This window comes from Mycobacterium noviomagense (genome assembly GCF_010731635.1).
GTDB lineage: Bacteria > Actinomycetota > Actinomycetes > Mycobacteriales > Mycobacteriaceae > Mycobacterium > Mycobacterium noviomagense.
On record NZ_AP022583.1, the window covers coordinates 2,829,498 to 2,853,862 of the forward strand.

Sequence of the window (24,365 nt, forward strand, 5' to 3'; positions counted from 1 at the left end):
ATTCACCAACAGGTGTAGCCGCCGTCGACCACGAGGTCGGAACCGGTCATATAGCTCGACGCGTCGCTCGCGAGGTAGAGATAGACGCCGACGAGTTCCTCCGGCCGCCCCAGGCGCCCGAGCGGGATCTTCGGCTCCCACTTCGCGTGATATTCGGCGTAGGGCTCCACCAGTTCGGTGAGGATGTATCCCGGGCTGACGCTGTTCACCCGAATGTTATGGGGTGCGAACTCCATCGCCATCGCCTTGGTCAGGTGGATGACAGCGGCCTTCGAGGTGCAGTAGTGGCCTACCGGCTGCGGGGTGTTGATGATGTGGCCGGACATCGACGCCGTGGTGATGATGCTCCCGGCGCGTTGGCGGGCGACCATGGCCTTCGCCGCGGCCTGGGCGGTGAGGAACACACCGTTGACGTTGGTGTTCTGGATGCGCTGAAACTCCTCCAGCGGCATGTCCAGCAGGCCATTGAAGTTGATGATCCCGGCGTTGCACACCGCGATGTCGATGCCGCCCAGTTCGTCGTCAGCTCTCTTCAGCATGGGCGCTACTTGCTCGGCCTGGGTGACGTCGCAGGTGATCGGTATCGCCTTGCCGCCGCCGGCGACGATCTCTGCGGCCACTTCCTGCAGCGGCTCGTGACGTCGCGCCGTGATCGCCACTGCCGCCCCGGCTTGCGCGTAGGCCAGCGCCACGTGTTTGCCGATACCGCTGGATGCGCCGGTCACGAGAGCGCTCTTGCCGTGCAGCGCAAAGAGATTCGTGACGTTCACTGCGGCCCACCACCTCCATCACAACTTCGAACCCAGTCCCGCGATCAGGTTGATAGTGACCGCCAAGACGACCGCGCCGAGGAGATACGACAGCAGCGCATGGCGCAACACCGTCGCCCTGATGGACGTCAACCCGATCTCGGTGTCCGACACCTGAAAGGTCATGCCGACAGTGAAGGCGACATATGCGAAGTCCCGGAAGCGGGGTCGCTCCGAGTCGTGGAAGTTGATTCCCCCCGGCTCGCCCGAGTAATAGAGCCGCGCGTAGTGCACGGCGAACAATGTGTGCACGGCGAACCAGGATGCAGCGACGGTCAGTATGCCGACAATGGCGGCTTCGATGGCTCCGGGAACTGAGCGCGACGCGGCGGCCACCAGGTAACCGACTCCGCCCAGGCTCGCAACGCTTGCCGACACGATGACCGCGTCGGATGCCCACCGGGTGGGGTCCTCCCGGGTTGCATATTCGCAGGTTTGATCGGCATCCATTCCGCCAAGGGTGAGCCGCGTCCACACCACATAGACACCGGCGGCAACGACCCAGCCGACAAGCGCGAATCGCCAGCCGGCCGTGTTACCCGCCGCCAGAGCGACGGCAACTCCGAGCACGGCGGCAACCACTATCCGAACCGCGACCGTGTCGCGGAACAACATCACGAGGGGTTTCACAACCCCGACCTAAGCACCAGTACATGGCTGACCCCGGGTCAACGGCCAAACGGGGCGGTTGTGCCTCGGCGCGCGCGGCGGCTAGGCGGTGCGGCGGCGACCGATGTCGCGCTTGAGCAGAATGTCGCGCTCGGTTTCCGACAGCCCGCCCCAGATGCCGTATGGCTCGGCGACCGCGAGCGCGTGCTCGCGGCACTGCTGGATCACGGGGCAGCGTCGGCACATCTCCTTGGCGCGACGCTCACGCTGCAGACGGGCCCGGCCACGCTCGCCGTCGGGATGGAAGAACACCGACGAGTCGACACCCCGGCACAGGCCGCGCAGTTGCCAATCCCAGATATCGGCGTTGGGTCCAGGTAGCTGCTCCGGCTGTGGCATTTAATTCCCTCTCTACACGTCCATGGGTAAGCGCGTACGCGAACGCATGACCCATGTAACTGATTCGAGCGGTGTCGGCGATGACAACTCGGCACGAATAACCTAGGAGCGGAGCCGAATTCCAGTCAACAGCGGCGCGGCCCGCGGAATGCGTTGCCGCAGCTTGAGAATTTACTTCACGTTCATCCGTGTGATGCATTCACCCGTGCAAGCATGCTAATGAGGGGCCGGGTGATGCTGGTATTTCGACTTCGGGTCGACCGGTATCGAACCATTTATAAGCCGACCGGCGTCAGCTGGTTAATATTGCGGTAACCGAGAAACCACAAACTTTTAACTAATGTGTCCCGCGAATATTGGCCGCGATGTATTGACCGAGTCAACTTTGAGCGCCGCCGCGTTCGGCGACCGGCCCGGCTGCTGGCCGCTGCCGACCGCGACCACACCGTACCAACGGTGGTTGCGCGCAGTCGCCGCCGGCGGCCAAGGTCGCTACGGTAGCGCCCACAGCGACCTCGCGGCGCTGCTGCGCAGCGCACCCACTGGGCGGCTGGCCTCCTTGGCGCACAGCACCCAGGGCTCGTTTTTGCGCCAGCTCGGCTGGCATGCGCTCGCCCGGCACTGGGACGGTCGGGCTTTGGCGGTGGCCGGTGACGACGCTGAGGCCACTGCCGACGCGCTGATCGGGCTGGCCGCCGACGCCCTCGGGCTCGGGCGTTTCGCCGCGGCGGAGACGCTGCTGGCCCGGGCGGACAAGGTGTTGTCTGCAGCCGAGATTCCGGTGCAGCGCTTGGCCGTGCGCCACGCCTGGGTTGCGGCCGAGCTGGCGATGGTGACCGGTGAGGGCGCCACTGCGGTACGGCATGCCGAAGCGGCCGTCGCCTTGGCAAACGCCGGTGGCTTCGTGTCGGCGCGGCACCGCGCCAAGAGCGACGTGGTGTTGGCTGCGGCCCTGTGCAGCGCCGGCGATCTCGATCGGGCCCGCACAGTCGGTGACGACACGCTGGAGGCGACCGCCCGGTTGGGTTTGGTGCCGCTGCGCTGGGCGCTGGCCTGCCTGCTGCTCGACATCCAAAGCGCAACGCACACAACGCAACAGCTGCGTGAGCTTCGGGAAACCTGCGTGGAATGGGTGCGCCACGCCGGCGGAACCTGGTGCGCGCCTTAACGGTTGAAGCGCCGATCGGCCGTTATCGTCAATCTGTGCAACAAAGCCGGGATGTGTCCGGTTCGTAACGTTGGAGAGACCGCGGCCGATGACAATTGACGGAGAGCGTTTCGACGCCGTCGTTGCCAAGGCTGTGGCGGGCGATCGGGATGCGCTTCGAGAGGTGTTGGAGACCATCCGGCCGATCGTGGTTCGATACTGCCGCGGGCGGATCGGTACCGCGGAACGGGGCGGTCTTTCAGCGGATGACGTGGCTCAGGAGGTGTGCTTGGCCGCCATCACGGCGCTGCCGCGCTACCGGGACCAGGGACGCCCGTTCCTGGCCTTCGTGTACGGCATCGCCGCCCACAAGGTTGCCGACGCGCACCGCGCCGCCGGCCGCGATCTGTCCTATCCCGCCGAAGAGCTTCCCGAAGCCCACTCGGCCGAGGCCGGCCCTGAGCAGATAGCTCTCGAGGCGGAATCGGTCGCCCGAATGAACGAGTTGCTCGACGTCCTGCCCGAGAAGCAACGGGAGATCATCATCATGCGCGTCGTCGTCGGCTTGAGCGCCGAGGAAACTGCCAGCGCCGTCGGCACCACTCCCGGAGCGGTCCGGGTGGCTCAGCATCGGGCGCTGAGCCGACTGAAGTCTGAGATCGTCGCAGCGGGGCGTGATTATGTCTGATTTCACCTCGGATTTCGGTCGGTCGCCGGCGGACCAGCCGTCGCTGGAGGCGATCGCCCGCAGCGACCGGTTCCTCGACGCGCTGGCCACCCGAGAGTCGGTCGACGTCGCCGACCCCGACGACGAGGTGCTGGCCGCGCTGCTCGAAGAGTGGCGCGACGACCTGCGCTGGCCAGAGGCGAGTGCGCTGGTCTCCGAGGAGGAGGCCGCCGTTGCGCTGCAGATCGGGCTGGCTGCTCGGCAGCGCACCCGGCGCGCGTTGGCGATGGTCGGGTCGGTGGCCGCAGCAGTGTTGGCGCTCGGCGGGTCTGGCGCGATGGTGGGTACCGCTCATCCGGGCGACGCGCTATACGGGGTGCACACCATGCTGTTCGGTGAGCCGTCGTCCGCCCACGACGACGCGGTCGAATTGGCCGCCAAGACCGAACTCGCACAGGTTCAACAGATGATCGCGCAAGGCCAATGGGACCAGGCGCAGGACAAGCTGGCCGCGGTCAGTAGCACCGTGCAATCCGTCAACGACTCCAACCGCAAACAGGGCCTGATCGATCAGGTCAACCAGCTGAACGCCAAAGTGGCGACCCGCGACCCGAACGCGACGCTGACACCCAGCTCTGCGCCAACCAGCGGCACAGGCTCACCGTCCGTCTCGGCGTCGGTGTCGGCGGCGTCGTCAACCACCGCATCGGCACCGCCGGAAGCCACCTCGAGCACCAGCATCGGCCCATCGGCCACCGACGCGACCACCACCAGCCCGGCCGCGTCGTCGTCGCCGAGCACCAGCCCGGCCGCGTCGTCGTCGCCTACGTCTGCACCGTCGTCGCCACTCCAGCAGACCGCGGGCACCACGTCGCCGAATTCCGCGCCCGCGCAATCACCTTCGCAAGTAGTTAGCGTCACACCCGCGACGCCGTCGGCCGCCCCCTCCGCCAATACCAGCGTGCCCAAAGCGGGCGACACGGCGGCGCAGACGTCGGCTGCCGCTACCAGCCCGGTGCTCACCCCCAGTCCGCAGCCGGTTCCGGGCGCGGGCGGGTAGCAGTTACACGGATGCGCTTAGCGCGCAGGAGATGTCGTCGAGCGCTCAGCGGCGCCCGTGATAACCCTCGCTGTCGGAGGTCGCCTCGTTGAGCGAGGCGTCGGCGTATCCGCGGCAGTAGTCCCAGGTGACGTAGGCGTCCGGTTCCGGGTCGTAGGCCGGCTCGTGCGGGCGGACAGTGCCGTCGACCAACAACTGCAGCAGGTTGGCGCGCAACATGTCCCAGTCGTGGTAGTGGTCCTGCTGGCATTCGTCACAGCAGACCACGAGGCCGCGGATTCCCTTGTGCGCCAACAAAGCCTCGTATACGGCGAGGTCGGCCAGGTCGGCTTCCACCGCCATCCTTTCCTGCGGGTCCAGCGGCTCACCCGGCTCGACGGCATCCAGCGCCGCCGAGGGGTCACAGGGGTCGTCGGCGAACGGGTCGGGCGGCAAACCCGGTGGTAGGTAGTCGCGCACGCCTCCACATTACGCAGCGTGGCTGCCATCGCGCCAGCGGAACCGCCGGGCCGCAGCAAGCTGCCGCGATGCCGCGCGGCGCGCGTCGTCACCGCAGGGGGTTGAGCCGATAGGATGGGCTTCTCGCTCCGCATAAGGAGGCCCCGCCGATGTCTCATGGCGTGTACGAAGGCAGCGCCGACCTGATCGCCAGCCCCTACGCCCGCGTCGGTGGCCTGGCCGAAGACGCGGTGCCCACCGGTGGTGACGACCCGCACAAGGTCGCGATGCTGGGGCTGACCTTCGACGACGTGCTGCTGTTGCCGGCTGCCTCCGATGTGGTGCCCGCCAATGCGGATACCTCCAGCCAGCTCACCAAGAAGATCCGGCTCAAGGTGCCGTTGGTCAGCTCGGCGATGGACACTGTCACCGAGTCGCGGATGGCCATCGCGATGGCCCGCGCCGGCGGGATGGGCGTACTGCACCGCAATCTGTCCATTGCCGAACAGGCCGGCCAGGTCGAGACCGTGAAGCGGTCTGAGGCCGGCATGGTCACCGATCCGGTCACCTGCCGGCCGGACAACACGTTGGCCGAAGTCGACGCGATGTGCGCTCGCTTCCGGATCTCTGGGCTACCGGTGGTCGACGACACCGGCGCGCTGGTCGGGATCATCACCAACCGCGACATGCGCTTCGAGGTCGACCAGTCCAAGCCGGTCTCCGAGGTGATGACCAAGGCGCCGCTGATCACTGCTCAGGAAGGCGTGACCGCCGATGCGGCCCTGGGTCTGCTGCGGCGGCACAAGATTGAGAAGCTGCCGATCGTCGACGGCCGTGGCCGGCTGACCGGGCTGATTACCGTCAAGGACTTCGTCAAGACCGAACAACACCCCGACGCCACCAAGGACAGCGATGGCCGGCTGCTGGTCGGCGCCGCGGTCGGGGTCGGCGACGACGCGTGGGCACGGGCGATGACGCTGGTCGACGCCGGGGTCGACGTGCTGGTCGTCGACACCGCGCACGCCCACAACCGGCTGGTGCTCGAGATGGTGGGCAAGCTCAAGGCCGAAATCGGCGACCGGGTCGAGGTCGTGGGCGGCAACGTCGCCACCCGGTCGGCGGCCGCGGCGCTGGTCGAGGCCGGCGCCGACGCGGTCAAGGTCGGGGTGGGGCCCGGCTCGATCTGCACCACCCGGGTCATCGCCGGCGTCGGGGCACCACAAATCACGGCGATTCTGGAAGCCGTCGCGGTGTGCGGCCCGGCCGGTGTGCCGGTGATCGCCGACGGCGGGCTGCAGTACTCCGGCGACATCGCCAAGGCGCTGGCGGCGGGTGCGTCGACAGCGATGCTGGGCTCGCTGCTGGCGGGAACCGCCGAAGCTCCCGGGGAGCTGATCTTCGTCAACGGCAAGCAGTACAAGAGTTACCGCGGCATGGGGTCGCTGGGCGCCATGCAAGGCCGCGGCGAGGGCAAGTCGTACTCCAAGGACCGCTACTTCGCCGACGACGCACTGTCGGAGGACAAGCTGGTTCCCGAAGGCATCGAAGGCCGGGTGCCGTTCCGCGGGCCGCTGTCGACGGTGATCCATCAGCTGACCGGCGGGCTGCGCGCGGCCATGGGCTACACCGGCGCCATGACGATCGAGCAGCTGCAGCAGGCGCAGTTCGTCCGGATCACCGCGGCTGGCCTCAAAGAGAGCCACCCGCACGACATCACAATGACCGTCGAAGCGCCGAACTACTACGTGCGGTGAATTGGTCCCACATGCGTGACATGGTCGAGATCGGCATGGGCCGCACAGCCCGTCGCACCTATGAACTCGACGACGTCAACATCGTGCCGAGCCGGCGCACCCGCTCGTCGAAGGACGTCTCGACGGCGTGGCAGCTCGACGCGTACCGGTTCGAGATTCCCGTCGTCTCGCACCCCACCGACGCGCTGGTGTCCCCGGAGTTCGCGATCGAGCTTGGCCGGCTGGGCGGGCTCGGGGTGCTCAACGGCGAAGGGCTGATCGGCCGGCATGCCGACTATCAGGCCAAGATCGCCCAAGTCATCGAAGCCGCCGAAAAAGAGCCCGAGCCGTCGGCGGCCATCCGGCTGCTGCAGCAGCTGCACGCCGCGCCGCTCGACCCCGACTTGCTGGGGGCGGCGGTGGCGCGCATCCGCGAAGCCGGGGTGATCACCGCGGTGCGGGTCAGCCCGCAGAACGCTCAGGCACTCACGCCGGCGCTGGTGGCGGCGGGGATCGACCTATTGGTCATCCAGGGCACGATCGTCTCCGCCGAACGCGTGGCCAGCGACGGCGAGCCGCTCAACCTCAAGACCTTCATAGCCGAGCTCGACGTGCCCGTGGTGGCCGGCGGTGTGCTCGACCACCGCACCGCTCTGCATCTGATGCGCACCGGTGCTGCTGGCGTCATCGTCGGCTACGGCTCCACCCAGGGAGTGACGACCAGCGACGAAGTGCTGGGCATCAGCGTGCCGATGGCCACCGCCATCGCCGACGCAGCCGCCGCCCGCCGCGAATACCTCGACGAAACCGGCGGCCGCTACGTGCATGTGCTGGCCGACGGCGACATCCACACCTCCGGCGACCTGGCCAAGGCCATCGCTTGCGGCGCCGACGCGGTGGTGCTGGGCACGCCGCTGGCCGAGGCCGCCGAGGCGCTTGGTGACGGGTGGTTCTGGCCCGCGGCGGCCGCGCACCCGTCGCTGCCCCGGGGCGCGCTGTTGCAAGTGGCGGTCGGGGAGCGGGCGCCGCTGCGGCAGGTGCTGGGCGGTCCGTCCGACGATCCGTTCGGGACCCTGAACCTCGTCGGCGGGCTGCGCCGGTCGATGGCCAAGGCCGGCTACTGCGACCTCAAGGAATTCCAGAAGGTCGGGCTGACCGTCGGCAGCTGAAGGTTAGGCTGGGCCGATGGAACCTGACTACGACGTCTTGATCATCGGTTCGGGTTTCGGGGGCAGCGTCACCGCGCTTCGGCTGACGGAGAAGGGGTATCGCGTCGGGGTCCTCGAAGCTGGTCGCCGGTTCGCCGATCACGAGTTCGCCAAGACCTCCTGGAACTTGCGCAAGTTCCTGTGGGCGCCCAAGCTCGGCTGCTACGGCATCCAGCGCATCCATCTGCTGCGCAACGTGATGATCCTTGCCGGGGCCGGCGTGGGCGGCGGATCGCTGAACTACGCCAACACCCTGTACGTGCCGCCGGAGCCGTTCTTCAACGACCGGCAGTGGTCGCACATTACCGACTGGCGCGCCGAGCTGATGCCGCACTACGAGCAGGCGCAGCGCATGCTCGGCGTCGTGCGCAACCCGACATTCACCGACGCCGACCGCATCGTCAAAGAGGTCGCCGACGAAATGGGCTTCGGTGACACCTGGGTGCCCACTCCGGTCGGGGTGTTCTTCGGTCCGGACGGCAAGAAAGCGCCCGGCAAGACGGTGCCCGACCCCTATTTCGGCGGCGCGGGCCCAGCCCGCACCGGCTGCCGCGAAGTCGGCGAGTGCATGACCGGCTGTCGGCACGGCGCCAAGAACACTCTGGTAAAGAACTATCTCTACCTCGCGGAAAGCGCTGGGACCCAAGTGCATCCGATGACCACGGTCACCGGCTTCGAGCAGCTGCCCGACGGGACATGGCGGGTGCAGACCGTGCGCACCGGCCGCTGGGTGCGCAAGCAGAAGAAGACGTTCACCGCGACGCACCTGGTGCTGGCCGCCGGAACCTGGGGCACCCAGCACCTGCTGTTCAAGATGCGCGACAAGGGCAAGCTGCCCAAGCTGTCCGAGCGGCTCGGCGTGCTCACCCGAACCAACTCGGAATCCATCGTCGGTGCCGGAAAGCTCGAAGTCTCACCGGATCTCGACCTCACCCATGGGGTGGCGATCACGTCGTCGATCCACCCGAGCTCCGACACCCACATCGAGCCCGTGCGCTACGGCAAAGGCTCCAACGCGATGGGGCTGCTGCAGACGCTGATGACCGACGGGCCAGGCCCGGAAGGCACCGACGTGCCGCGGTGGCGACAGTTGATCCGGCAGGCCGGCGAAGATCCGCGCGGCACCATGCGGTTGCTCAACGTGCGCCAGTGGAGCGAGCGGACATTGATCGCGCTGGTGATGCAGAACCTGGACAACTCGATCACCACGTTCACCAAGCGTGGGTTGTTCGGCCGCCGGTATTCCAGCAAGCAGGGTCACGGCGAGCCCAACCCGACGTGGATTCCTGTCGGCAACAGGGTGACTCGGCGCATCGCGGAGAAGATCGACGGTGTCGCCGGCGGCACCTGGGGCGAGCTGTTCAACATCCCGTTGACGGCGCACTTCCTCGGCGGCGCTGCGATCGGCGACAGCCCCGAACACGGCGTCATCGACCCGTATCAGCGGGTGTACGGCTATCCGACGCTGTCCGTGCACGACGGCGCGGCGATCTCGGCGAATCTTGGTGTGAACCCGTCACTTTCGATCACCGCGCAGGCCGAGCGGGCTGCCTCGCTGTGGCCCAACAAGGGACAGGACGATCTGCGGCCCGGCCAGAATGAGCCCTACCGTCGGCTGGAGCCGATCGCGCCCAAACACCCGGTGGTGCCCGCCGACGCGCCAGGTGCGCTGCGGTGGCTGCCGATCGAGCCGATCAGCTCGGCCGGCTAGCTTGCTATCGCCTGAAGGGGCGCTCCGCTGATCACCCGGCTGGGCTGCCCGTGCACATCGACGGGCACATCGCCCATCAACGTGAGCCTGTGCATGAGCCGACGCTGGTCGTCGTAGTCGTCCACGGCACGGTGCTGGGTGGCCCGGTTGTCCCAGATAGCGACGTCGCCGTACTCCCAATTCCACCGGATCGTGTTCTCCGGCATGGTGATTCGCCGTTGCAGCAGCTCGAGCAGCACATGTGACTCGTGGCTGTCCAGACCGACGAACCCGCGCACGAAATTCCCCGCCAGCAGCGTGCGCTCGCCGGTCTCCGGATGCACCCGCACCACCGGATGCTCGGTGTGGAAATCGGGCTTTTCGAACGCCTCCTGAAACGCGCGCTGTTCCTCGCTGAGCGCCTCGGCCCTTATGTAGTCGAATCGGTTGCTGTGCAGTGCCCACAGGTTCTCAGTGAGGCACTTGAGTGGTTCGGGCAGCGCCGCGTAGGCCGCGGCCGTCGATGCCCACAGCGTCGAGCCACCGTAGCTGGGCAGCTCGACGGCCCGCAGGATCGATGCGGCGGGATAGTTCGCGACAAACGTGACATCGGTATGCCAGCGGGTCGCCTTGCCGTACTCGGAGTTGATCGGGGTGATGACGGGCGCGTTCTCGGCGGCGAGATACTTCGCGGCCGGGTGCCCGATCGGAGTGCCCAGCAGCCGGGCGAACGCCAGCTGCTCGGCGTCGTCGAGATGGTGCTGACCGCGGAAGAAGATCACCCGGTGGCCCAGCAGTGCCCGGCGAATCGTGTCGACCGCGGCGGAGTCGAGGTCACCGCGCAGGCGTACGCCGTCGACTCGGGCGCCGATCCGGCTGCCGAGCTTGGTGATGGTAATCGGAGAAGTGGTCATGCTGGGTCCTTTGGCTGCGCCGTTGTGTAGTCGCTTGACTACATACGGTACTGTAGTCATATGACTACGGCGATGTCAACGCGTGACCAGATGCCGGTGGGACGGGAACAGGTTGCGGCGGCGATCCTGGCGGCCGCAGCTGACCTCTTCGCTGAGCGCGGTCCGACCGCGACGTCGATCCGCGATATCGCCGCCAGGTCAAAGGTCAACCACGGCTTGGTTTTTCGACACTTCGGCACCAAGGAGCAGTTGGTTGGCGCGGTGCTCGATCACTTGGGCATGACCACGACGACGTTGTTACAGACCGGTGCGCCGGCGGCCGAGGTGGAGCAGGCTTTCGACCGGCACATGCGGGTGATGGCCCGCGCATTGCTCGACGGCTATCCGGCGGGGCAACTGCAGACCCGGTTTCCCGGCGTGTCTCAGCTGCTGGATCAGGTTCGGCCACGCCACGACAGCGACCGCGAGGCACGCTTGGCTGTCGCGAATGCCGTTGCGCTGCAACTGGGTTGGCGGTTATTCGAGCCGTTCCTGCGCTCAGCTGCCGGTATCGAAGAGATGGCAGACGATGAGCTGCGGCAAGCGGTGGGTGCCGAAGTGGCCCGGATCATCCAACCGCACTGACCCCCGGATCGTGCGTCAGGCTTCAGCCGCTCGCGACGGCCCTGTCTGCATCGCCAGTCGGCGTGACGCCACGGTGCGCCGGTGTACCGGTTCCCGGCCCGGCGGCTGCTGCGGCGGCGGCAGCAGCGGTTCTCGGACCCGCACCGGGACGGTCGTCGGCTCTTCGGTGGTGAGCTCGAGCTCTTCGCCGGCATGGCGGATCGTCAGCTTGCCGTCCGGCCCGTCGCGCAAGGTGTAGGTGACGTCGTCGTGGGTGGCGCACACGGTCAGCCGGCAGCCTTGCCAGCGCAACCGGAACCGCAGGCACGCCATCGCATCAGGCAGCTGCGGGTCGAGTGACAAGATCGCTTCGTCGTCACGCAGTCCGCCGAACCCGGCGACCAGCGCGGTCCAGGCGCCGGCCAACGACGCCATGTGCAGCCCGTCGCGGGTGTTGTGGTGCAGGTCGCGCAGGTCGATCAGCGCCGCCTCATAGGCATAGTCATGGGCCAGCTCCATGTGCCCGACTTCGGCGCACATCACCGCCTGCGTGCAGGCCGACAGCGACGAGTCGCGCACTGTGCGCCGTTCGTAGTAGTCGACGTTGCGGGCCTTCTGTTCGGGTGTGAACGCGTGGCTTTGCCACTGCATCGCGAGCACCAGGTCGGCCTGCTTGATCACCTGTGCCGGGTAGAGGCGCACGTAGGGCTCGTGCAACAACAACGGATACGTGGTGTTCTTGTCGAAGTCCCACTCGGCGAACGTGGTAAAGCCCTCGCACTGCTGGTGTACGCCCAGCTCCTCGTCGTAGGGAATGTGCGCGGCGTTGGCCGCATCACGCCAGGTGGCGGTCTCCTCGGTACTGACCCCCAAGGCGCGTGCTTTTTCGGGGTGGCGGGTGCATGCTTCAGCCGCGACGCGCAGGTTGTGTGCCGCCATCAAATTCGTGAACACGTTGTCGCGCATGACCGCGGTGTATTCGTCGGGGCCGGTGACACCGTCGACGTGCCACACGCCGTGCCGGTCGTGGTGTCCGAGCGAGCGCCACAGCCGGGCGGTCTCGATAAGGACCTCCAGCCCGCAGTCTTCTTCCAGCCCGTGGTCGCCGGTGACGATGCGGTAGCGCTCGAATGCCATTGCGATATCGGCGTTGACGTGAAACGCGGCGGTGCCGGCCGGCCAGTAGCCCGAGCATTCCTGGCCCCGGATGGTCCGCCACGGGAACGCTGCGCCTTCCAGGCCGAGTTCGGCCGCGCGATCCTTGGCGAGGTCCAGTGTCGCGGCTCGCCACCGCAGCGCATCGGCTGCCGCGTGCGGCGCGGTATAGGTGAGCACGGGGAGCACGAATCCCTCGGTGTCCCAAAAGGCGTGGCCGTCATAGCCGCTGCCGGTCAGACCCTTGCCCGGGATGGCCCGGACTTCCGCCCGGGCGCTGGCTTGCAGGATGTGGAACAGCCCGAACCGCACCGCCTGCTGGACGACGGGGTCGCCCTCGACCTCGACGTCCGCGCTGTCCCAGAAGCCGTCGAGGTAGTCGCGCTGGGCGTCCAGCAGGCCCTGCCATCCGCTGTAACGTGCGCCGGTCAACGCCGCCACCGCCTGGTCGCGCAGCGCGGGACGTGACCGCAGACTCGACCACCCGTAGGCCAGGTACTTGACGATGCGCAACTTCTGGCCGGGGCGCAGCCCGCAGATCACGGTGGTGCGCGCCAAATCCGGACGTGTGTCGGTGTCGAACTCGACCCGGCCGGGGACCTCGATCTCGTGGTCCATCGCCGCGGCCATCATCAACCCGCTGGCCCGGGTGCGATGCATCAGCATGGCCCGCTGTTCGGAGCAGTCCTGCTCGACCGCCTCGAGTGGATTGTCCAACACCGCAGCCACCCGCGGATCGCTCGAACTCTCCGGCAGGTCCTCGTTGGCGACCAGTTCGGATTGCAATGTGACGCGGCAGAATTCGTCGATGGCCTCGACCACGTACTCGATAGCTACGACGCTGCGCTGGGTCAGCGACACCAGCCGGGTCGACACCACCTTCACCTGCTTGCCCGCCGGCGAGCGCCAGTGCGCGCGGCGGGTCAGTGTTCCCGCCCGTAGGTCGAGAGTTCGCTCGTGGTCGATCAATTCGCCATAGCGGACGTCGAAAGGCTCGTCGTCGACCAGCAGCCGGATGATCTTGCCGTTGGTGACGTCGACAATGGTCTGGCCGGCTTCGGGGAACCCGTATCCCGCCTCGGCGTAGGGCAGCGGCCGCACTTCGTAGAACGAGTTCAGATAGGTGCCCGGAATGCCATGCGGCTCACCTTCGTCGAGGTTGCCGCGTATTCCGATGTGTCCGTTGGACAAGGAAAACAGCGATTCCGACTGCGCCAACAGGTTGAAGTCCAACCGGGTTTCGCGCACCTGCCAGGGTTCGACGGGAAAGGCTTCTTCAGTGATCATGACCGCGCCCTACAGCAGGTCGGCCAGGTCGGTGACGACGACGTCGGCGCCGTTGCGGCGCAAGTCCTCGGCTTGGCCGAGCCGGTCGACGCCGACCACGAAACCGAAGTGCCCGGCGCGGCCCGCAGCCACGCCGGAGAGGGCATCCTCGAACACCGCTGCCGCGCTGGGTTCGACGCCGAGCAGTTCGGCCGCGCGCAGGAACGAGTCCGGGGCCGGCTTCCCGGGCAGGTGCTCTTCGCGCAGCGTCACGCCGTCCACTCGCTGCTGGACGAACCGGTCGAGGCCGGTGACCTCGAGAACGTCGCGAGTGTTGGCGCTGGAGGAGACCACTGCCACCTTCAGTCCCGCGTCGGTGACCGCCTCCAGATAGCGTCGCGACCCGTCGAACACTTCGACACCGTCGTCGTGAAGCGTCTTTTGGAAGGCGTCGTTTTTGCGGTTGCCCAGGCCGTGCACTGTCTCGGCGTCAGGGGGATCGTCGGGTTCTCCCTCGGGCAGCTCGATACCGCGGCTGGACAGAAAGGACCGGACCCCGTCTTCGCGTTTCTTGCCGTCCACGTATTCCCGGTAGTCCGAGACGGGGTCGAACGGCACGAACTTTTCGCCGGTGCGCTCGGCACGCTCGCGTAGGTAGGCGTCGAACATGGTCTTCCACGCCTTGGTGTGCACGCTCGCGGTGTCGGTGAGCACACCGTCGAGGTCGAACAGACAGGCGTGCACCGATTCCGGTAAACCCAGCACAGGCAACCTCACTTCCGGCTGACGCAGTTGCGGCGATACCACTTCACCATGCCACGCATCCCTGGGCGGCGATTTCACGCGCGCGACACCAAGTCGCCGCTTAGTGGCTCGGCTGGTTGTCGCGGCGCCCATAGACTGAGCCGGTGGAATCAGCATCACCCCGGCCGGTGTTGGTGGTCGACTTCGGTGCGCAGTACGCCCAGTTGATCGCCCGACGGGTGCGCGAAGCGCGGGTGTTCTCGGAGGTGATCCCGCACACCGCCGCGGTGGAAGAAATCAAGGCGCGCGACCCTCAGGCGATCGTGCTGTCCGGCGGGCCGGCCAGCGTCTACGCGGACGGCGCCCCGCAGCTCGACCCGGCGCTGTTCAATCTCGACGTCCCGGTGTTCGGCATCTGCTACGGATTCCAGGCCATGGCGCAGACTCTCGGTGGCACTGTCGCGCGCACCGGCACCAGCGAGTACGGACGCACCGAATTGACGGTCACCGGCGGCGATCTGCATGCCGACCTGCCCGAGACGCAGCCGGTGTGGATGAGTCACGGCGACGCCGTCACCGCCGCGCCGGATGGTTTCGACGTGGTGGCCACCAGCGCGGGCTCCCCGGTGGCCGCATTCGAAAACCGCGCCCGACGCCTGGCAGGCGTGCAGTACCACCCGGAGGTGATGCACACGCCGCACGGGCAGCAGGTGCTCAGCCGGTTTCTGCACGAGTTCGCCGGCATCGGTGTGGAGTGGACGCCCGCCAATATCGCCGAAACGCTCGTCGAGCAGGTGCGGGCGCAGATCGGCGACGGGTACGCGATCTGCGGGCTGTCCGGTGGAGTGGATTCGGCGGTGGCGGCGGCGCTGGTGCAGCGCGCCATTGGTGACCGGTTGACCTGTGTGTTCGTCGACCACGGGCTGCTGCGCGCGGGTGAACGCGCGCAGGTGCAGCGCGATTTCGTCGCCGCCACCGGCGCCAACCTGGTCACGGTCGACGCGGCGGCGACATTCCTCGACGCGCTGACCGGAGTGACCAACCCGGAGGGCAAGCGCAAGATCATCGGCCGGCAGTTCATCCGGGCCTTCGAAGGCGCGGTGCGTGACGTGGTGTGCGGTAGCGGGGCCGAAGTCGAGTTCTTGGTGCAGGGCACGCTGTATCCCGATGTGGTCGAGTCCGGGGGAGGCAGTGGCACCGCCAACATCAAGAGCCATCACAACGTCGGCGGGCTGCCCGGCGACTTGAAGTTTAAACTGGTCGAACCACTGCGGCTGTTGTTCAAAGACGAGGTGCGCGCAGTCGGTCGGGAGTTAGGTCTGCCAGAGGAAATCGTTGCGCGCCAACCGTTTCCGGGACCAGGGTTGGCGATCCGGATCGTCGGGGAAGTCACTGCGGCGCGGCTGGACACGCTGCGGCGCGCGGACGCGATCGCGCGCGAGGAGCTCTCTACGGCGGGTCTGGACAGCCAGATCTGGCAGTGCCCGGTGGTACTGCTGGCCGACATCCGCTCGGTCGGGGTGCAGGGCGATGGCCGCACCTACGGGCATCCGATCGTGCTGCGGCCGGTGTCGAGTGAGGACGCCATGACTGCCGACTGGACCCGGGTGCCCTACGACGTGCTGGAGCGCATCTCGACCCGGATCACCAACGAGGTGGCCGAGGTCAACCGCGTCGTGCTGGACCTCACCAGTAAGCCGCCCGGCACGATCGAGTGGGAGTAGCAGGCTCGGCGGCGAGGCGGCAGCCGTCACACCAGTCTCGGCAGGGGTGGGGGTGTGCGTTGTGCCCGCCTTCGAGCGATTCTTAGATGACCTAATCGCTCAAAGGCGGGCACAACGGGTATTGCCTCCCGCGAGTGACGGATGTGATCTTCGAGGCCGAAGAGGCATGTGGGGCAATCGAAAACGATGTCGTGAGGATCTGCTCAGAGCCCGCTTGACCTTGTCGGGGGGGAGGTGTTTACTCGACTGTATCGAACATATATTCGAACACAGTTGACCGTTCGACCGTGCCCAGGAGGGCAGATCATGACGAGCGCTCTTGCCCTCGACCAGCGGCACGGTGACCGCGTTGAGAAGCTGAAACTGCTGCGCCGGCAGATCGCGGAGGTGTCCGGGAAAGTTGGCGCCGGGCGACGTGGATACGCCCATTCCGATGAGCTGCTACCGGAGTCGGAAACCGCGCTGCCGGTCCCGCAGCTGCTGGCCGAGACGCTGCCTGCCGCGTTGCCGCGCGGAACGGTGGCGGTGGTCTCGGGAGCCCGGTCGCTGCTGCTGAACATGGTGGCCGCCGTGACGGCCGGCGGTGGGAACGCGGCCATCGTCGGTCAGCCGGACATCGGGCTGCTGGCCGCTGTGGAGATGGGTGCGGACCTGAGCCGGCTCGCGGTGATCCCGGATCCCGGAACCGATCCGGTGGAGGTCGCCGCAGTGCTGATGGACGGGATGGACCTGGTTGTCCTCGGTATGGGCGGGCGCTTTGTGTCGTTGACCCGGGCGCGGGCGGTGACGGCCCGCGCCCGCCAGAAAGGCTGCACCCTGCTGGTCACCGACGGCGACTGGCATGGGGCGTCGATGCGTCTGGACGCCCGGGTCTGCGGTTACGAAACCACTTGTGGCACAGCCACTCCCGGGTTCGGGCGGATCAGTAAGGTTCGGCTCGAGGTCCGCACGCAGGGACGCGCGTTCAAGGCGCGTACCGGGTGAGGCGGGTTCGGTGTCCGCCCGGGTACTGGCGATTTGGTGCATGGACTGGCCTGCGGTCGCTGCGGCGGGGGCCGCGGGCCTGCCCGCGACGGCCCCAGTCGCGGTCACCCTCGCCAATCGGGTGATTGCCTGCTCGTCTGCGGCCCGGTCGGCGGGAGTGGTGCGCAGCCTGCGGCGGCGGGAGGCGGCAGCCCGCTGCCCGCAACTGCATGTCGTCGCTGCGGACTGCGACCGCGACGCCCGCTTATTCGAGAAGGTGATCGCGGCGGTGGACGATCTGGTGCCCCGCGCCGAGGTGCTACGGCCCGGACTGGTGGTTTTACCGGTGCGCGGGGCGGCCCGCTATTTCGGCTCCGAGCAGCAGGCGGCCGAGCGGCTGATCGATGCGGTGGCCGCGGCCGGCGTCGAATGTCAGGTCGGCATCGCCGACCAGTTGTCCACCGCGGTCTTCGCCGCGCGAGCGGGAAGGATCGTGGAGCCGGGAGAAGACGCGCGGTTTTTGTCAGCGTTGTCGATCCGCCAACTGGCCACCGAGCCCAGCCTGTCCGGTCCCGGAAGGGAAGACCTCGTGGACCTGTTGTGGCGGATGGGAATTCGCACTATCGGGCAGTTCGCCGCACTGTCGCGCACCGATGTGGTTTCCCGGTTCGGCGCCGACGCGCTGGCCGCGCACCGGTTCGCCCGCGGCGAGCCGGAGCGCGCGCCATCCGGGCGTGAGCCGCCGCCGGAGCTCGACGCCGTGCTGCACTGCGATCCGCCGATCGACCGGGTCGACGCCGCGGCCTTCGCCGGGCGTTCACTGGCGGCCACGTTGCACCAGACGTTAATGGCCGCCGGGGTGGGATGCACCCGGCTGGCCATTCACGCCGTCACCGCCAACGGCGAAGAGCTGCAACGTGTGTGGCGCTGCGCTGAGCCGCTGACTGAAGATGCCACCGCCGACCGGGTGCGCTGGCAGCTGGACGGCTGGCTGAACAATCGGACCGCCGCGCAGCGGCCTACCGCCCCGGTGACGCTGCTGCGGCTGCAGCCGGTGGAGGTGGTGTCGGCGGGGGCGCTGCAGTTGCCGCTCTGGGGCGGTCTCGGTGAGGAGGACCGGCTGCGAGCGCGCCGGGCGCTGGTGCGGGTGCAGGGGCTGCTCGGCCCGGAGGCGGTGCAGGTGCCGGTGCTGTCCGGTGGTCGCGGGCCAGCCGAACGCATCACGCTGACGCCGCTGGGCGACGAGCCGGTGCCCCGCGCCGATCCGCACCGGCCGTGGCCCGGTCAGCTGCCCGAGCCGTCGCCCACGGTGTTGCTCGACGATCCGGTGGAATTGGCTGATGCTCAAGGCAATCCGATACGGGTGACCAGCCGGGGCGTGTTCTCTTCAGATCCGGCGCGGCTGACCGCGCACGGTCGTGACGACAGGTTGCAGTGGTGGGCAGGGCCCTGGCCCGTCGACGAGCGGTGGTGGGATCCCGAGCAGGCCAGGGGGCGCACCGCCCGCGCCCAGGTACTGCTGGAGAGCGAGCGTGCGCTGCTGCTGTGCTACCGGCAAAGGCGGTGGTACCTGGAGGGAATCTACGAGTAAGCAGGCTTAGCGCCGATCCGCCGCGCGAACGGGCCAACCCGGTCGATGAACCGGTCGAAGAATGCCGCCGGGTCCACGCTGACGCCGATGAGCGCGTTGGGCTTTCGGCCCCAGCTGCCCGACCAGTCGGTTACCGTCATGCCGCGGGTCAATGTCCCGGTCAGCTCGACGTCCACTGTGGCCGGCTGCGTCTGTATCAGGTCGGGGTCCAGCGCGACCGCGGCGGCCAGCGGATCGTGCAGGTGCGCCAGATAGCCGTGGCCGTAGTCGAGGTGGGCCTCGAAGTAGAACCGCATCGCGTCTTCGATCACCCGGATCAGCGGATTGGAGGCCGACGAGCGGCTGCCGCGTTCGTCGTCTGCGCTCATCACCATCGTCGTCGAGGAGCCCGCGGCAGCCGCCAGCCGGGCAAGAATCTCCGGTGTCATCGCGATGTGCCGGGTCAAGTCCAATCCGCACAGGATCGGAAGCCGTTGGGGCTCAACGTTCCAGCTGGCAAAGACCTCGGCCGCCGCCTCGGGGTCCACCTTGATATTCCACTCGGCCACCGGATTGGTGTTGCCGCGGTAGTCGTAGGCGCCACCCATGATCACCAGCCGACGCAACAGCGTCGGCAACGCCGGCTCGGCGCGCAAAGCCAGCGCCAGGTTGGTCAGCGGCCCGGTGGCCACGCCGATCAGCTCTCCGGGATGGGCGTGTGCCGCCCGGACCCAGGCAGTAGCGGCGTCGTGGTCGGTGAGCCGGCGATCGCTCGCCGGCAGCTCAGCATACCCTAAACCGTTGGGCCCGTGAGACTTTCCTGGAGGGCACATCGGGCAGCTCAGCGGTTGCGTGGCCCCCTTGGACACCGGTATCTCGCTCACGCCGCACAGCTCCAGCAAACCGAGGTTGTTGACGCAAACCTGCTCTACGCCAACGTTTCCGCCAGTCGAGGCGATGCCGACCAGTTCGGTGGCCGGGCTGGCCAGCAGGTAGACCAGCGCGATGGCGTCGTCGACGCCGGTGTCGACGTCGGCCAAAACCGGTGCGGCTGCGTTCACCTCGGTGACGATACCGGTGGCTCGGGAGCGAACGTGATCACCAGGACGTCGCGCAGCGCCGGCTCGGCGACGTCCACTGGCCGGATCGGCGAGACACCGTGCACGGTGCGACGGTCGTCGCCGAGCTGCAGCGTCCCGGGCTCGGCGAGCGTCGCCGCCAGCAGCGGTTGACCGGCGAAGTCGAACACCGCGCTTTGGCCGCCAACGGCATTATGCCGCCTGACCAAAAGCGAGGTGACCAGCGTGACACCGTCGCGGTGTAAGCCTTCGGGTGTCGGTTGCCCTTCGCCGTCCGCGGAGGCCAGAACCCGGAACGGATGGACTTTGGCGACCCATTCCGCGGCGTCGTCGAGGGCCGTCGCGAATCGGCCCAGCAGCCGCAGCAACCGGCTAACCAGCGGATCGGACATGAACGCGTCGGTCAGCGGCTCGAAGTGGCGATCCCGGTCGATGTAAAGCGGATTCGAGTCCTGCGGCTGCACGAACGCACCGTTGGACATCGGCGTCGCCACCCCGTCGGTGAACCTGTAGCGGCCGTAGCGGCGCAGCCGCCGCAGGCCCAATTCGGCCGCGTAACGGTCCGGTGCCAAGTCCTCCCAATATGCGGAAAACCGGGACCATACGTCGTCGTCCACGCCCAGGATGCTCGTCAGATCCGACGGCGGCATCACGTACGCGCCCGTCGACGTGAGCGCCCGGGTGGCGGCTGCGATCGGATCATCACCCACGCCGCGGGTGTACCTGCCAGCTGATCCAACTAAACCCTGGCGGGTTACCAGTGCACGCCCGGCACCAACCGCACCGCCCGTCTGACCGGCCTTGTGACCGGCCTTAGTGCCCGCATGCGGGTGACGGCGCGGACCGGCCGCTTGGGCCTGCGCCGCGACGATGGCCGAACAGCAACAGGTTCCGGCGGCGCCAGCCCAAGCGCCGCAGCGGAATCCGGGTAGCCGAGGTAAATCTGATGCATGATCCGCCGCGACAGCTTGGGCGTGAAGTAGTGGCCGGCCTCCGAAAGCGTGCCCAGCGGGGTGTCGATGCGCACCGGCTTCTCGATCAGCGCGCGCACCACCATCGCCGCCGCATGCTCGACGCTGATCGGTGGCACCGGGTTGAGCCGCCGCGACGGCGCGATCATCGGCGTGGCCACCAGCGGCATGTGGATGTTGGTGAACGTGATGTGGTCCGACAGCGTCTCGGCGGCGACCACCTCGGCGAACGCGTCGAGCGCGGCCTTGGTCGGCAGGTAGGCGCTGTACTTGGGATTGCGGGCCTGCACACCGCCGCTCGAGACGTTGACGACATGGCCGAATCGGCGCTCCCGCCAGTGCGGCAGCAGCGCCAGCACCATCCGCACGGCGCCGAAGTAGTTGACCGCCATCATCCGCTCGTAGTCGTGCAGCCGGTCGGTGGAGTTGACCACCGAGCGGCGGATCGACCGGCCGGCGTTGTTGACCAAATAGTCGACGTGATCGAACCGGCCGAGGATGTCCTTGACGGTGTGCTCGACCGATGACGAGTCGGTGACGTCGCAGGTGAAGGCATACGCCTGCCCGCCGGCCGCGCGGATCTCGGCGACCAGCTCGTCGAGCGCTTCGGCATTGCGGGCCAGCGCGAACACCGTCGCCCCCCGCGCGGCCACCGCGATCGCCGAGGCGCGCCCGATGCCGCTGGACGCACCGGTGATGATGACGTGCCGCCCGACCAGCGGCCCGGCGGGGTCGCCACGACGGGCCCGGTCGGGGTCGAGGTGCTCGGCCCAGTACCGCCAAAGCCTGGGCGCGTAGCAGGCAAACTCGGGTAGTTCGACCCCACTGCCATGCAAGGCCTTTCGCGTCTCGTCGGAGATGAACGTGGGTCTCAGGTCCACGACGTCGAGCACCTCGCCGGGGATGCCCAGTTGGGCGGCCGCCATGTTGCGGACCGCCTTGGCGCGGCCGCGCACCTTGAGCACCGACGTCGCGACAGAGCGCGGCAGCGACCCGCGCAGCGGCGGCAATCCGGCCGCCTCGGCGACGCTGCGGTAAATCCCGCGCAGCCCAATGGTTTTCGGTGCGGTCAGGTGGAACGTCTGCCCGTCGCGACCCTCGGCGTGCATCAATGCAACCAGCGCGTCGACCACGTAGTCGACAGGGACGATGTTGGTGCGCCCGGTGTCCGGCAGCATGATCGGCGTAAACCGGGGCAACGCAGCAAGCTTGGCCAGTACCGGGAAGAAGTAGTACGGCCCGTCGACCTTGTCCATCTCGCCGGTGCGCGAATCACCGACCACGACCGCCGGACGGTACACGCGGTAACGCAGGTCCGCCGTCGAGCGCACCAGCAGCTCGGCCTCGAACTTCGTCTGGTGATACGGCGTCGGCAGCCGCTGACCCACGTCGAAATCCGCTTCGGTGTACTCGCCGCGGAAGTCGCCGGCCACCGCGATCGACGACACGTGATGCAAGGTGGCATCGAGCCGGCGCGCTAACTCGATCACCGAGCGGGTCCCCTCGACGTTGGCGGCCCGCTGCTCCGGCTCCCCAGCGGTGATGTCGTAGATGGCCGCGCAGTGCACTACATGGTCGACGTCGCCCAGCTCGGCGATGGCCTGTTCCGTTAGATCGAGGTCCGCCGCGGCGATGTCGCCGACGAGCGGTTTGGCCCGCTCACCCCACTCGGTGGCGAGCTGCTCGAAGCGGCTCAGTGACTGGCGGCGCACCAACACCCATACCTCGGCGTCCGCTCGGGTGGCCAGCAGCCGGGACACCACCCGGCGCCCGATAAACCCGGTACCGCCGGTAACGACATAGCGCATGGAAGCCATCGTGACCGCTCGCCGACGAGCCGTCAACAACGTGTGACGCGATCGGCCCTCGCCCGCGCTGGCCTACTAGAACTGGCGGATGCCGTCCCAGTCCACCAGCGTCCAGCCGGAGGATGGGCTGCCGGTGATCACGACCTTGCCGATGTTCGGCAGCGGATGGTTGGTCAGCAGGTCGTCTCGCCCGTTTTTCACGTTCATCAGCGTCCACACCATGATCGCGTTGCCGTGCGAGAACGCGACCGGCTTGCTGTTGCCGCTGTCATAGATCTTCTGCACGGCCCCGGTGAATTCATCGTTGAATCGGTTGCCGTCGATCGAGCCGGGGATGCCGTCTTTGCGATCGCCCTTCAGCCAGTCCTTCGGCGCCAGCATGTACGTCGAGTTGGCCATTGACTGCGGCTTGCCGTCAAACCAGCCGGCGCTGATCTCCCGCAGCCCGGGCAGGATCTGCACGTGCTTGCCGAGCTCGTCGGCCAGCGGCGCAGCGGTTTGTTGTGTTCGGACCATGGTGGAGGCGTAGATGCCGTCGTACCCGTTGCGGCCGAGTTGGTGGGCGATCTGTTGAGCCTGCGCCTCGCCGTCGTGGGTAAGGCCGGGTCCGGGCACCTCGGTGTTGATGATGTTGTCGGCGTTGCTTTGGGACTGAGCGTGCCGGACGAAGGTCAGGGTGATGGTGCGCGGCTGCGGTGTACTACCACAGGCGCCGACGGCCACGGTCGCAGCCAGTACGGCCGCCGCCTTCCAGATGACGGTACGGATGCGGTTGGGCATGGCGATAGCCTGCCTTGCCGGCTGCCTCGATGTGGTGGGTTTGGTGCGGTTGGTGTGTCTAAATGGGCGTGGTACACCAACGAGGCCTTGATCAGGGGCGTGCGATGGGCGACGCCCACAAGCGAGAGGAGACCCGCATGGCGATCGACCCGAATGCCATCGGCGCGGTGACGGAGCCGATGCTGTTCGAGTGGACCGACCGCGACACCATGCTCTACGCGCTCGGTGTCGGCGCCGGGACCGATGATCTGTCCTTCACCACGGAAAACAGCCATGGCGTCACCCAGCAGGTGCTGCCCACCTACGCGGTGATCTGCTGTCCCGCTTTCGGTGCCGCGGCGAAGATCGGAACGTTCAACTGGGCCATGCTCTTGCATGGCTCTCAGGCCATCCGGCTGCACGCGCCGCTGCCACCCGCGGGGAAATTGTCCGTGGTTTCCGAAGTGGCCGACATCCAAGACAAGGGCGAGGGTAAAAACGCGATCGTGGTGCTGCGCGGCCGGGGCACCGATCCCGATTCACAGACGCTGGTCGCTGAAACGCTCACCACGCTTGTCATCCGCGGAGCCGGTGGCTTCGGGGGAGAGCCGGGTCAGCGCCCGGCCGCGCCGGAATTTCCCGACCGCGAGCCCGACGCGCGAATCCCCTTGCCGACCCGAGAGGACCTGCCGCTGATCTACCGGCTCTCCGGCGACCGCAACCCGTTACACAGCGACCCATGGTTCGCCAGGGAGATGGCCGGGTTTCCCAAGCCGATCATGCACGGACTGTGCACCTACGGGGTGTCGGGCCGGGCCCTGGTCGCGGAGTTGGGCAAGGGCGACGCCGCCAAGATCACCGCTATCGCCGCCCGATTCACCTCTCCGGTATTTCCCGGCGAAACCCTGACCACCTTGATCTGGCGCACCGAACCCGGCAAGGCGGTGTACCGCACCGAGGCTTCTGGCGCCGACGGCAGTGACGCTCGGATAGTGCTCGACGACGGCGCGGTGGAATACCTGGCGGAGTAACGAATTTTTCCGCTCCGC

At 67.6% G+C, this 24,365-nt stretch carries 22 protein-coding genes; 11 read left to right on the top strand and 11 right to left on the bottom strand.

The window, feature by feature from the left end; all coding sequences use genetic code 11:
* Positions 1 to 2: 2 nt before the first annotated feature.
* The 3 genes from G6N15_RS13230 to G6N15_RS13240 form a co-directional block, all read right to left on the bottom strand.
* Positions 3 to 770 (bottom strand): SDR family oxidoreductase, encoded by a 768-nt coding sequence (locus G6N15_RS13230; protein ID WP_083087861.1) that lies wholly within the window; start codon positions 768 to 770, stop codon positions 3 to 5.
* 18 nt (positions 771 to 788) lie between these two features.
* Positions 789 to 1,424 carry a DUF1345 domain-containing protein gene (locus G6N15_RS13235; protein ID WP_179961827.1) on the bottom strand — a complete coding sequence of 212 codons (636 nt, stop codon included), beginning with the start codon at positions 1,422 to 1,424 and terminating at the stop codon, positions 789 to 791.
* A 96-nt stretch (positions 1,425 to 1,520) separates the two neighbouring features.
* Positions 1,521 to 1,817, bottom strand: a complete 297-nt coding sequence (locus G6N15_RS13240) for a WhiB family transcriptional regulator (protein ID WP_083087859.1) — start codon at positions 1,815 to 1,817, stop codon at positions 1,521 to 1,523.
* Between the two features lie 340 nt (positions 1,818 to 2,157).
* On the opposite strand from G6N15_RS13240, the gene G6N15_RS13245 reads away from it, so the two are divergent.
* The 3 genes from G6N15_RS13245 to G6N15_RS23535 all read left to right on the top strand — a co-directional run bounded on the left by G6N15_RS13245 (position 2,158) and on the right by G6N15_RS23535 (position 4,691).
* The gene (locus G6N15_RS13245) at positions 2,158 to 2,985 is read left to right on the top strand and encodes a tetratricopeptide repeat protein (protein ID WP_083087858.1); all 828 of its coding nucleotides are present in this window, start codon (positions 2,158 to 2,160) and stop codon (positions 2,983 to 2,985) included.
* Between the two features lie 88 nt (positions 2,986 to 3,073).
* Entirely contained in the window at positions 3,074 to 3,652 is a 579-nt protein-coding gene (locus G6N15_RS13250) for a sigma-70 family RNA polymerase sigma factor (protein WP_083087857.1), read from the top strand.
* Positions 3,645 to 4,691: an anti-sigma-D factor RsdA gene (locus tag G6N15_RS23535; RefSeq protein WP_083087856.1), complete on the top strand. Its 1,047-nt coding sequence runs from the start codon at positions 3,645 to 3,647 to the stop codon at positions 4,689 to 4,691. The genes G6N15_RS13250 and G6N15_RS23535 overlap by 8 nt, the downstream gene beginning before the upstream one ends.
* A 45-nt stretch (positions 4,692 to 4,736) precedes the next feature.
* Here G6N15_RS23535 and G6N15_RS13260 read toward each other — a convergent pair whose 3' ends face one another.
* Positions 4,737 to 5,150, bottom strand: coding sequence for a DUF5319 domain-containing protein (locus tag G6N15_RS13260; protein WP_083087855.1), 414 nt, complete (start codon positions 5,148 to 5,150; stop codon positions 4,737 to 4,739).
* 149 nt (positions 5,151 to 5,299) lie between these two features.
* On the opposite strand from G6N15_RS13260, the gene guaB reads away from it, so the two are divergent.
* From guaB to G6N15_RS13275, 3 genes are read left to right on the top strand one after another with little or no spacing between them, the layout of a single operon-like run.
* Positions 5,300 to 6,883 carry an IMP dehydrogenase gene (gene guaB, locus G6N15_RS13265; protein WP_083087854.1) on the top strand — a complete coding sequence of 528 codons (1,584 nt, stop codon included), beginning with the start codon at positions 5,300 to 5,302 and terminating at the stop codon, positions 6,881 to 6,883.
* A 20-nt stretch (positions 6,884 to 6,903) separates the two neighbouring features.
* Positions 6,904 to 8,031, top strand: coding sequence for a GuaB3 family IMP dehydrogenase-related protein (locus tag G6N15_RS13270; protein ID WP_139797852.1), 1,128 nt, complete (start codon positions 6,904 to 6,906; stop codon positions 8,029 to 8,031).
* Positions 8,032 to 8,047: 16 nt separating this feature from the next.
* Positions 8,048 to 9,781, top strand: a complete 1,734-nt coding sequence (locus G6N15_RS13275) for a GMC oxidoreductase (RefSeq protein ID WP_083087853.1) — start codon at positions 8,048 to 8,050, stop codon at positions 9,779 to 9,781.
* On the opposite strand, the gene G6N15_RS13280 is transcribed toward G6N15_RS13275, so the two are convergent.
* Positions 9,778 to 10,674 carry a TauD/TfdA dioxygenase family protein gene (locus G6N15_RS13280; RefSeq protein ID WP_083087852.1) on the bottom strand — a complete coding sequence of 299 codons (897 nt, stop codon included), beginning with the start codon at positions 10,672 to 10,674 and terminating at the stop codon, positions 9,778 to 9,780. The genes G6N15_RS13275 and G6N15_RS13280 overlap by 4 nt on opposite strands.
* A 60-nt stretch (positions 10,675 to 10,734) precedes the next feature.
* On the opposite strand from G6N15_RS13280, the gene G6N15_RS13285 reads away from it, so the two are divergent.
* Positions 10,735 to 11,298, top strand: a complete 564-nt coding sequence (locus G6N15_RS13285) for a TetR/AcrR family transcriptional regulator (RefSeq protein WP_083087851.1) — start codon at positions 10,735 to 10,737, stop codon at positions 11,296 to 11,298.
* A 15-nt stretch (positions 11,299 to 11,313) separates the two neighbouring features.
* Here the strand turns inward: G6N15_RS13285 and G6N15_RS13290 are convergent, their stop codons facing one another.
* Entirely contained in the window at positions 11,314 to 13,719 is a 2,406-nt protein-coding gene (locus G6N15_RS13290) for a glycoside hydrolase family 65 protein (RefSeq protein ID WP_083087850.1), read from the bottom strand.
* 9 nt (positions 13,720 to 13,728) lie between these two features.
* On the bottom strand, positions 13,729 to 14,505 hold the full coding sequence (locus G6N15_RS13295) for a beta-phosphoglucomutase family hydrolase (RefSeq protein WP_372506544.1): 777 nt from the start codon (positions 14,503 to 14,505) through the stop codon (positions 13,729 to 13,731).
* 101 nt (positions 14,506 to 14,606) lie between these two features.
* Here G6N15_RS13295 and guaA point away from each other — a divergent pair, with 101 nt between their 5' ends.
* The 3 genes from guaA to G6N15_RS13310 all read left to right on the top strand — a co-directional run bounded on the left by guaA (position 14,607) and on the right by G6N15_RS13310 (position 18,720).
* Entirely contained in the window at positions 14,607 to 16,166 is a 1,560-nt protein-coding gene (guaA, locus tag G6N15_RS13300) for a glutamine-hydrolyzing GMP synthase (RefSeq protein WP_083087848.1), read from the top strand.
* A gap of 306 nt (positions 16,167 to 16,472) precedes the next feature.
* The gene (locus tag G6N15_RS13305; RefSeq protein WP_083087847.1) at positions 16,473 to 17,150 is read left to right on the top strand and encodes a hypothetical protein; all 678 of its coding nucleotides are present in this window, start codon (positions 16,473 to 16,475) and stop codon (positions 17,148 to 17,150) included.
* 40 nt (positions 17,151 to 17,190) lie between these two features.
* On the top strand, positions 17,191 to 18,720 hold the full coding sequence (locus G6N15_RS13310) for a DNA polymerase Y family protein (protein WP_083087846.1): 1,530 nt from the start codon (positions 17,191 to 17,193) through the stop codon (positions 18,718 to 18,720).
* On the opposite strand, the gene G6N15_RS13315 is transcribed toward G6N15_RS13310, so the two are convergent.
* From G6N15_RS13315 to G6N15_RS13330, 4 genes are all read right to left on the bottom strand, one after another.
* Positions 18,711 to 19,760 carry a nucleoside hydrolase gene (locus G6N15_RS13315; RefSeq protein ID WP_083087845.1) on the bottom strand — a complete coding sequence of 350 codons (1,050 nt, stop codon included), beginning with the start codon at positions 19,758 to 19,760 and terminating at the stop codon, positions 18,711 to 18,713. The genes G6N15_RS13310 and G6N15_RS13315 overlap by 10 nt on opposite strands.
* On the bottom strand, positions 19,757 to 20,428 hold the full coding sequence (locus G6N15_RS13320; protein ID WP_083087887.1) for a 2OG-Fe dioxygenase family protein: 672 nt from the start codon (positions 20,426 to 20,428) through the stop codon (positions 19,757 to 19,759). The genes G6N15_RS13315 and G6N15_RS13320 overlap by 4 nt, the downstream gene beginning before the upstream one ends.
* A gap of 104 nt (positions 20,429 to 20,532) precedes the next feature.
* Positions 20,533 to 22,557, bottom strand: a complete 2,025-nt coding sequence (locus G6N15_RS13325; protein ID WP_083087844.1) for an SDR family oxidoreductase — start codon at positions 22,555 to 22,557, stop codon at positions 20,533 to 20,535.
* A 75-nt stretch (positions 22,558 to 22,632) separates the two neighbouring features.
* A complete protein-coding gene (locus G6N15_RS13330; RefSeq protein ID WP_083087843.1) occupies positions 22,633 to 23,337 on the bottom strand; it encodes a histidine phosphatase family protein in 705 nt (234 codons plus the stop codon).
* A 137-nt stretch (positions 23,338 to 23,474) separates the two neighbouring features.
* On the opposite strand from G6N15_RS13330, the gene G6N15_RS13335 reads away from it, so the two are divergent.
* Complete coding sequence (locus G6N15_RS13335) at positions 23,475 to 24,347, top strand: MaoC family dehydratase (protein WP_083087886.1); 873 nt, start codon at positions 23,475 to 23,477, stop codon at positions 24,345 to 24,347.
* The last annotated feature ends 18 nt before the right edge of the window (positions 24,348 to 24,365 follow it).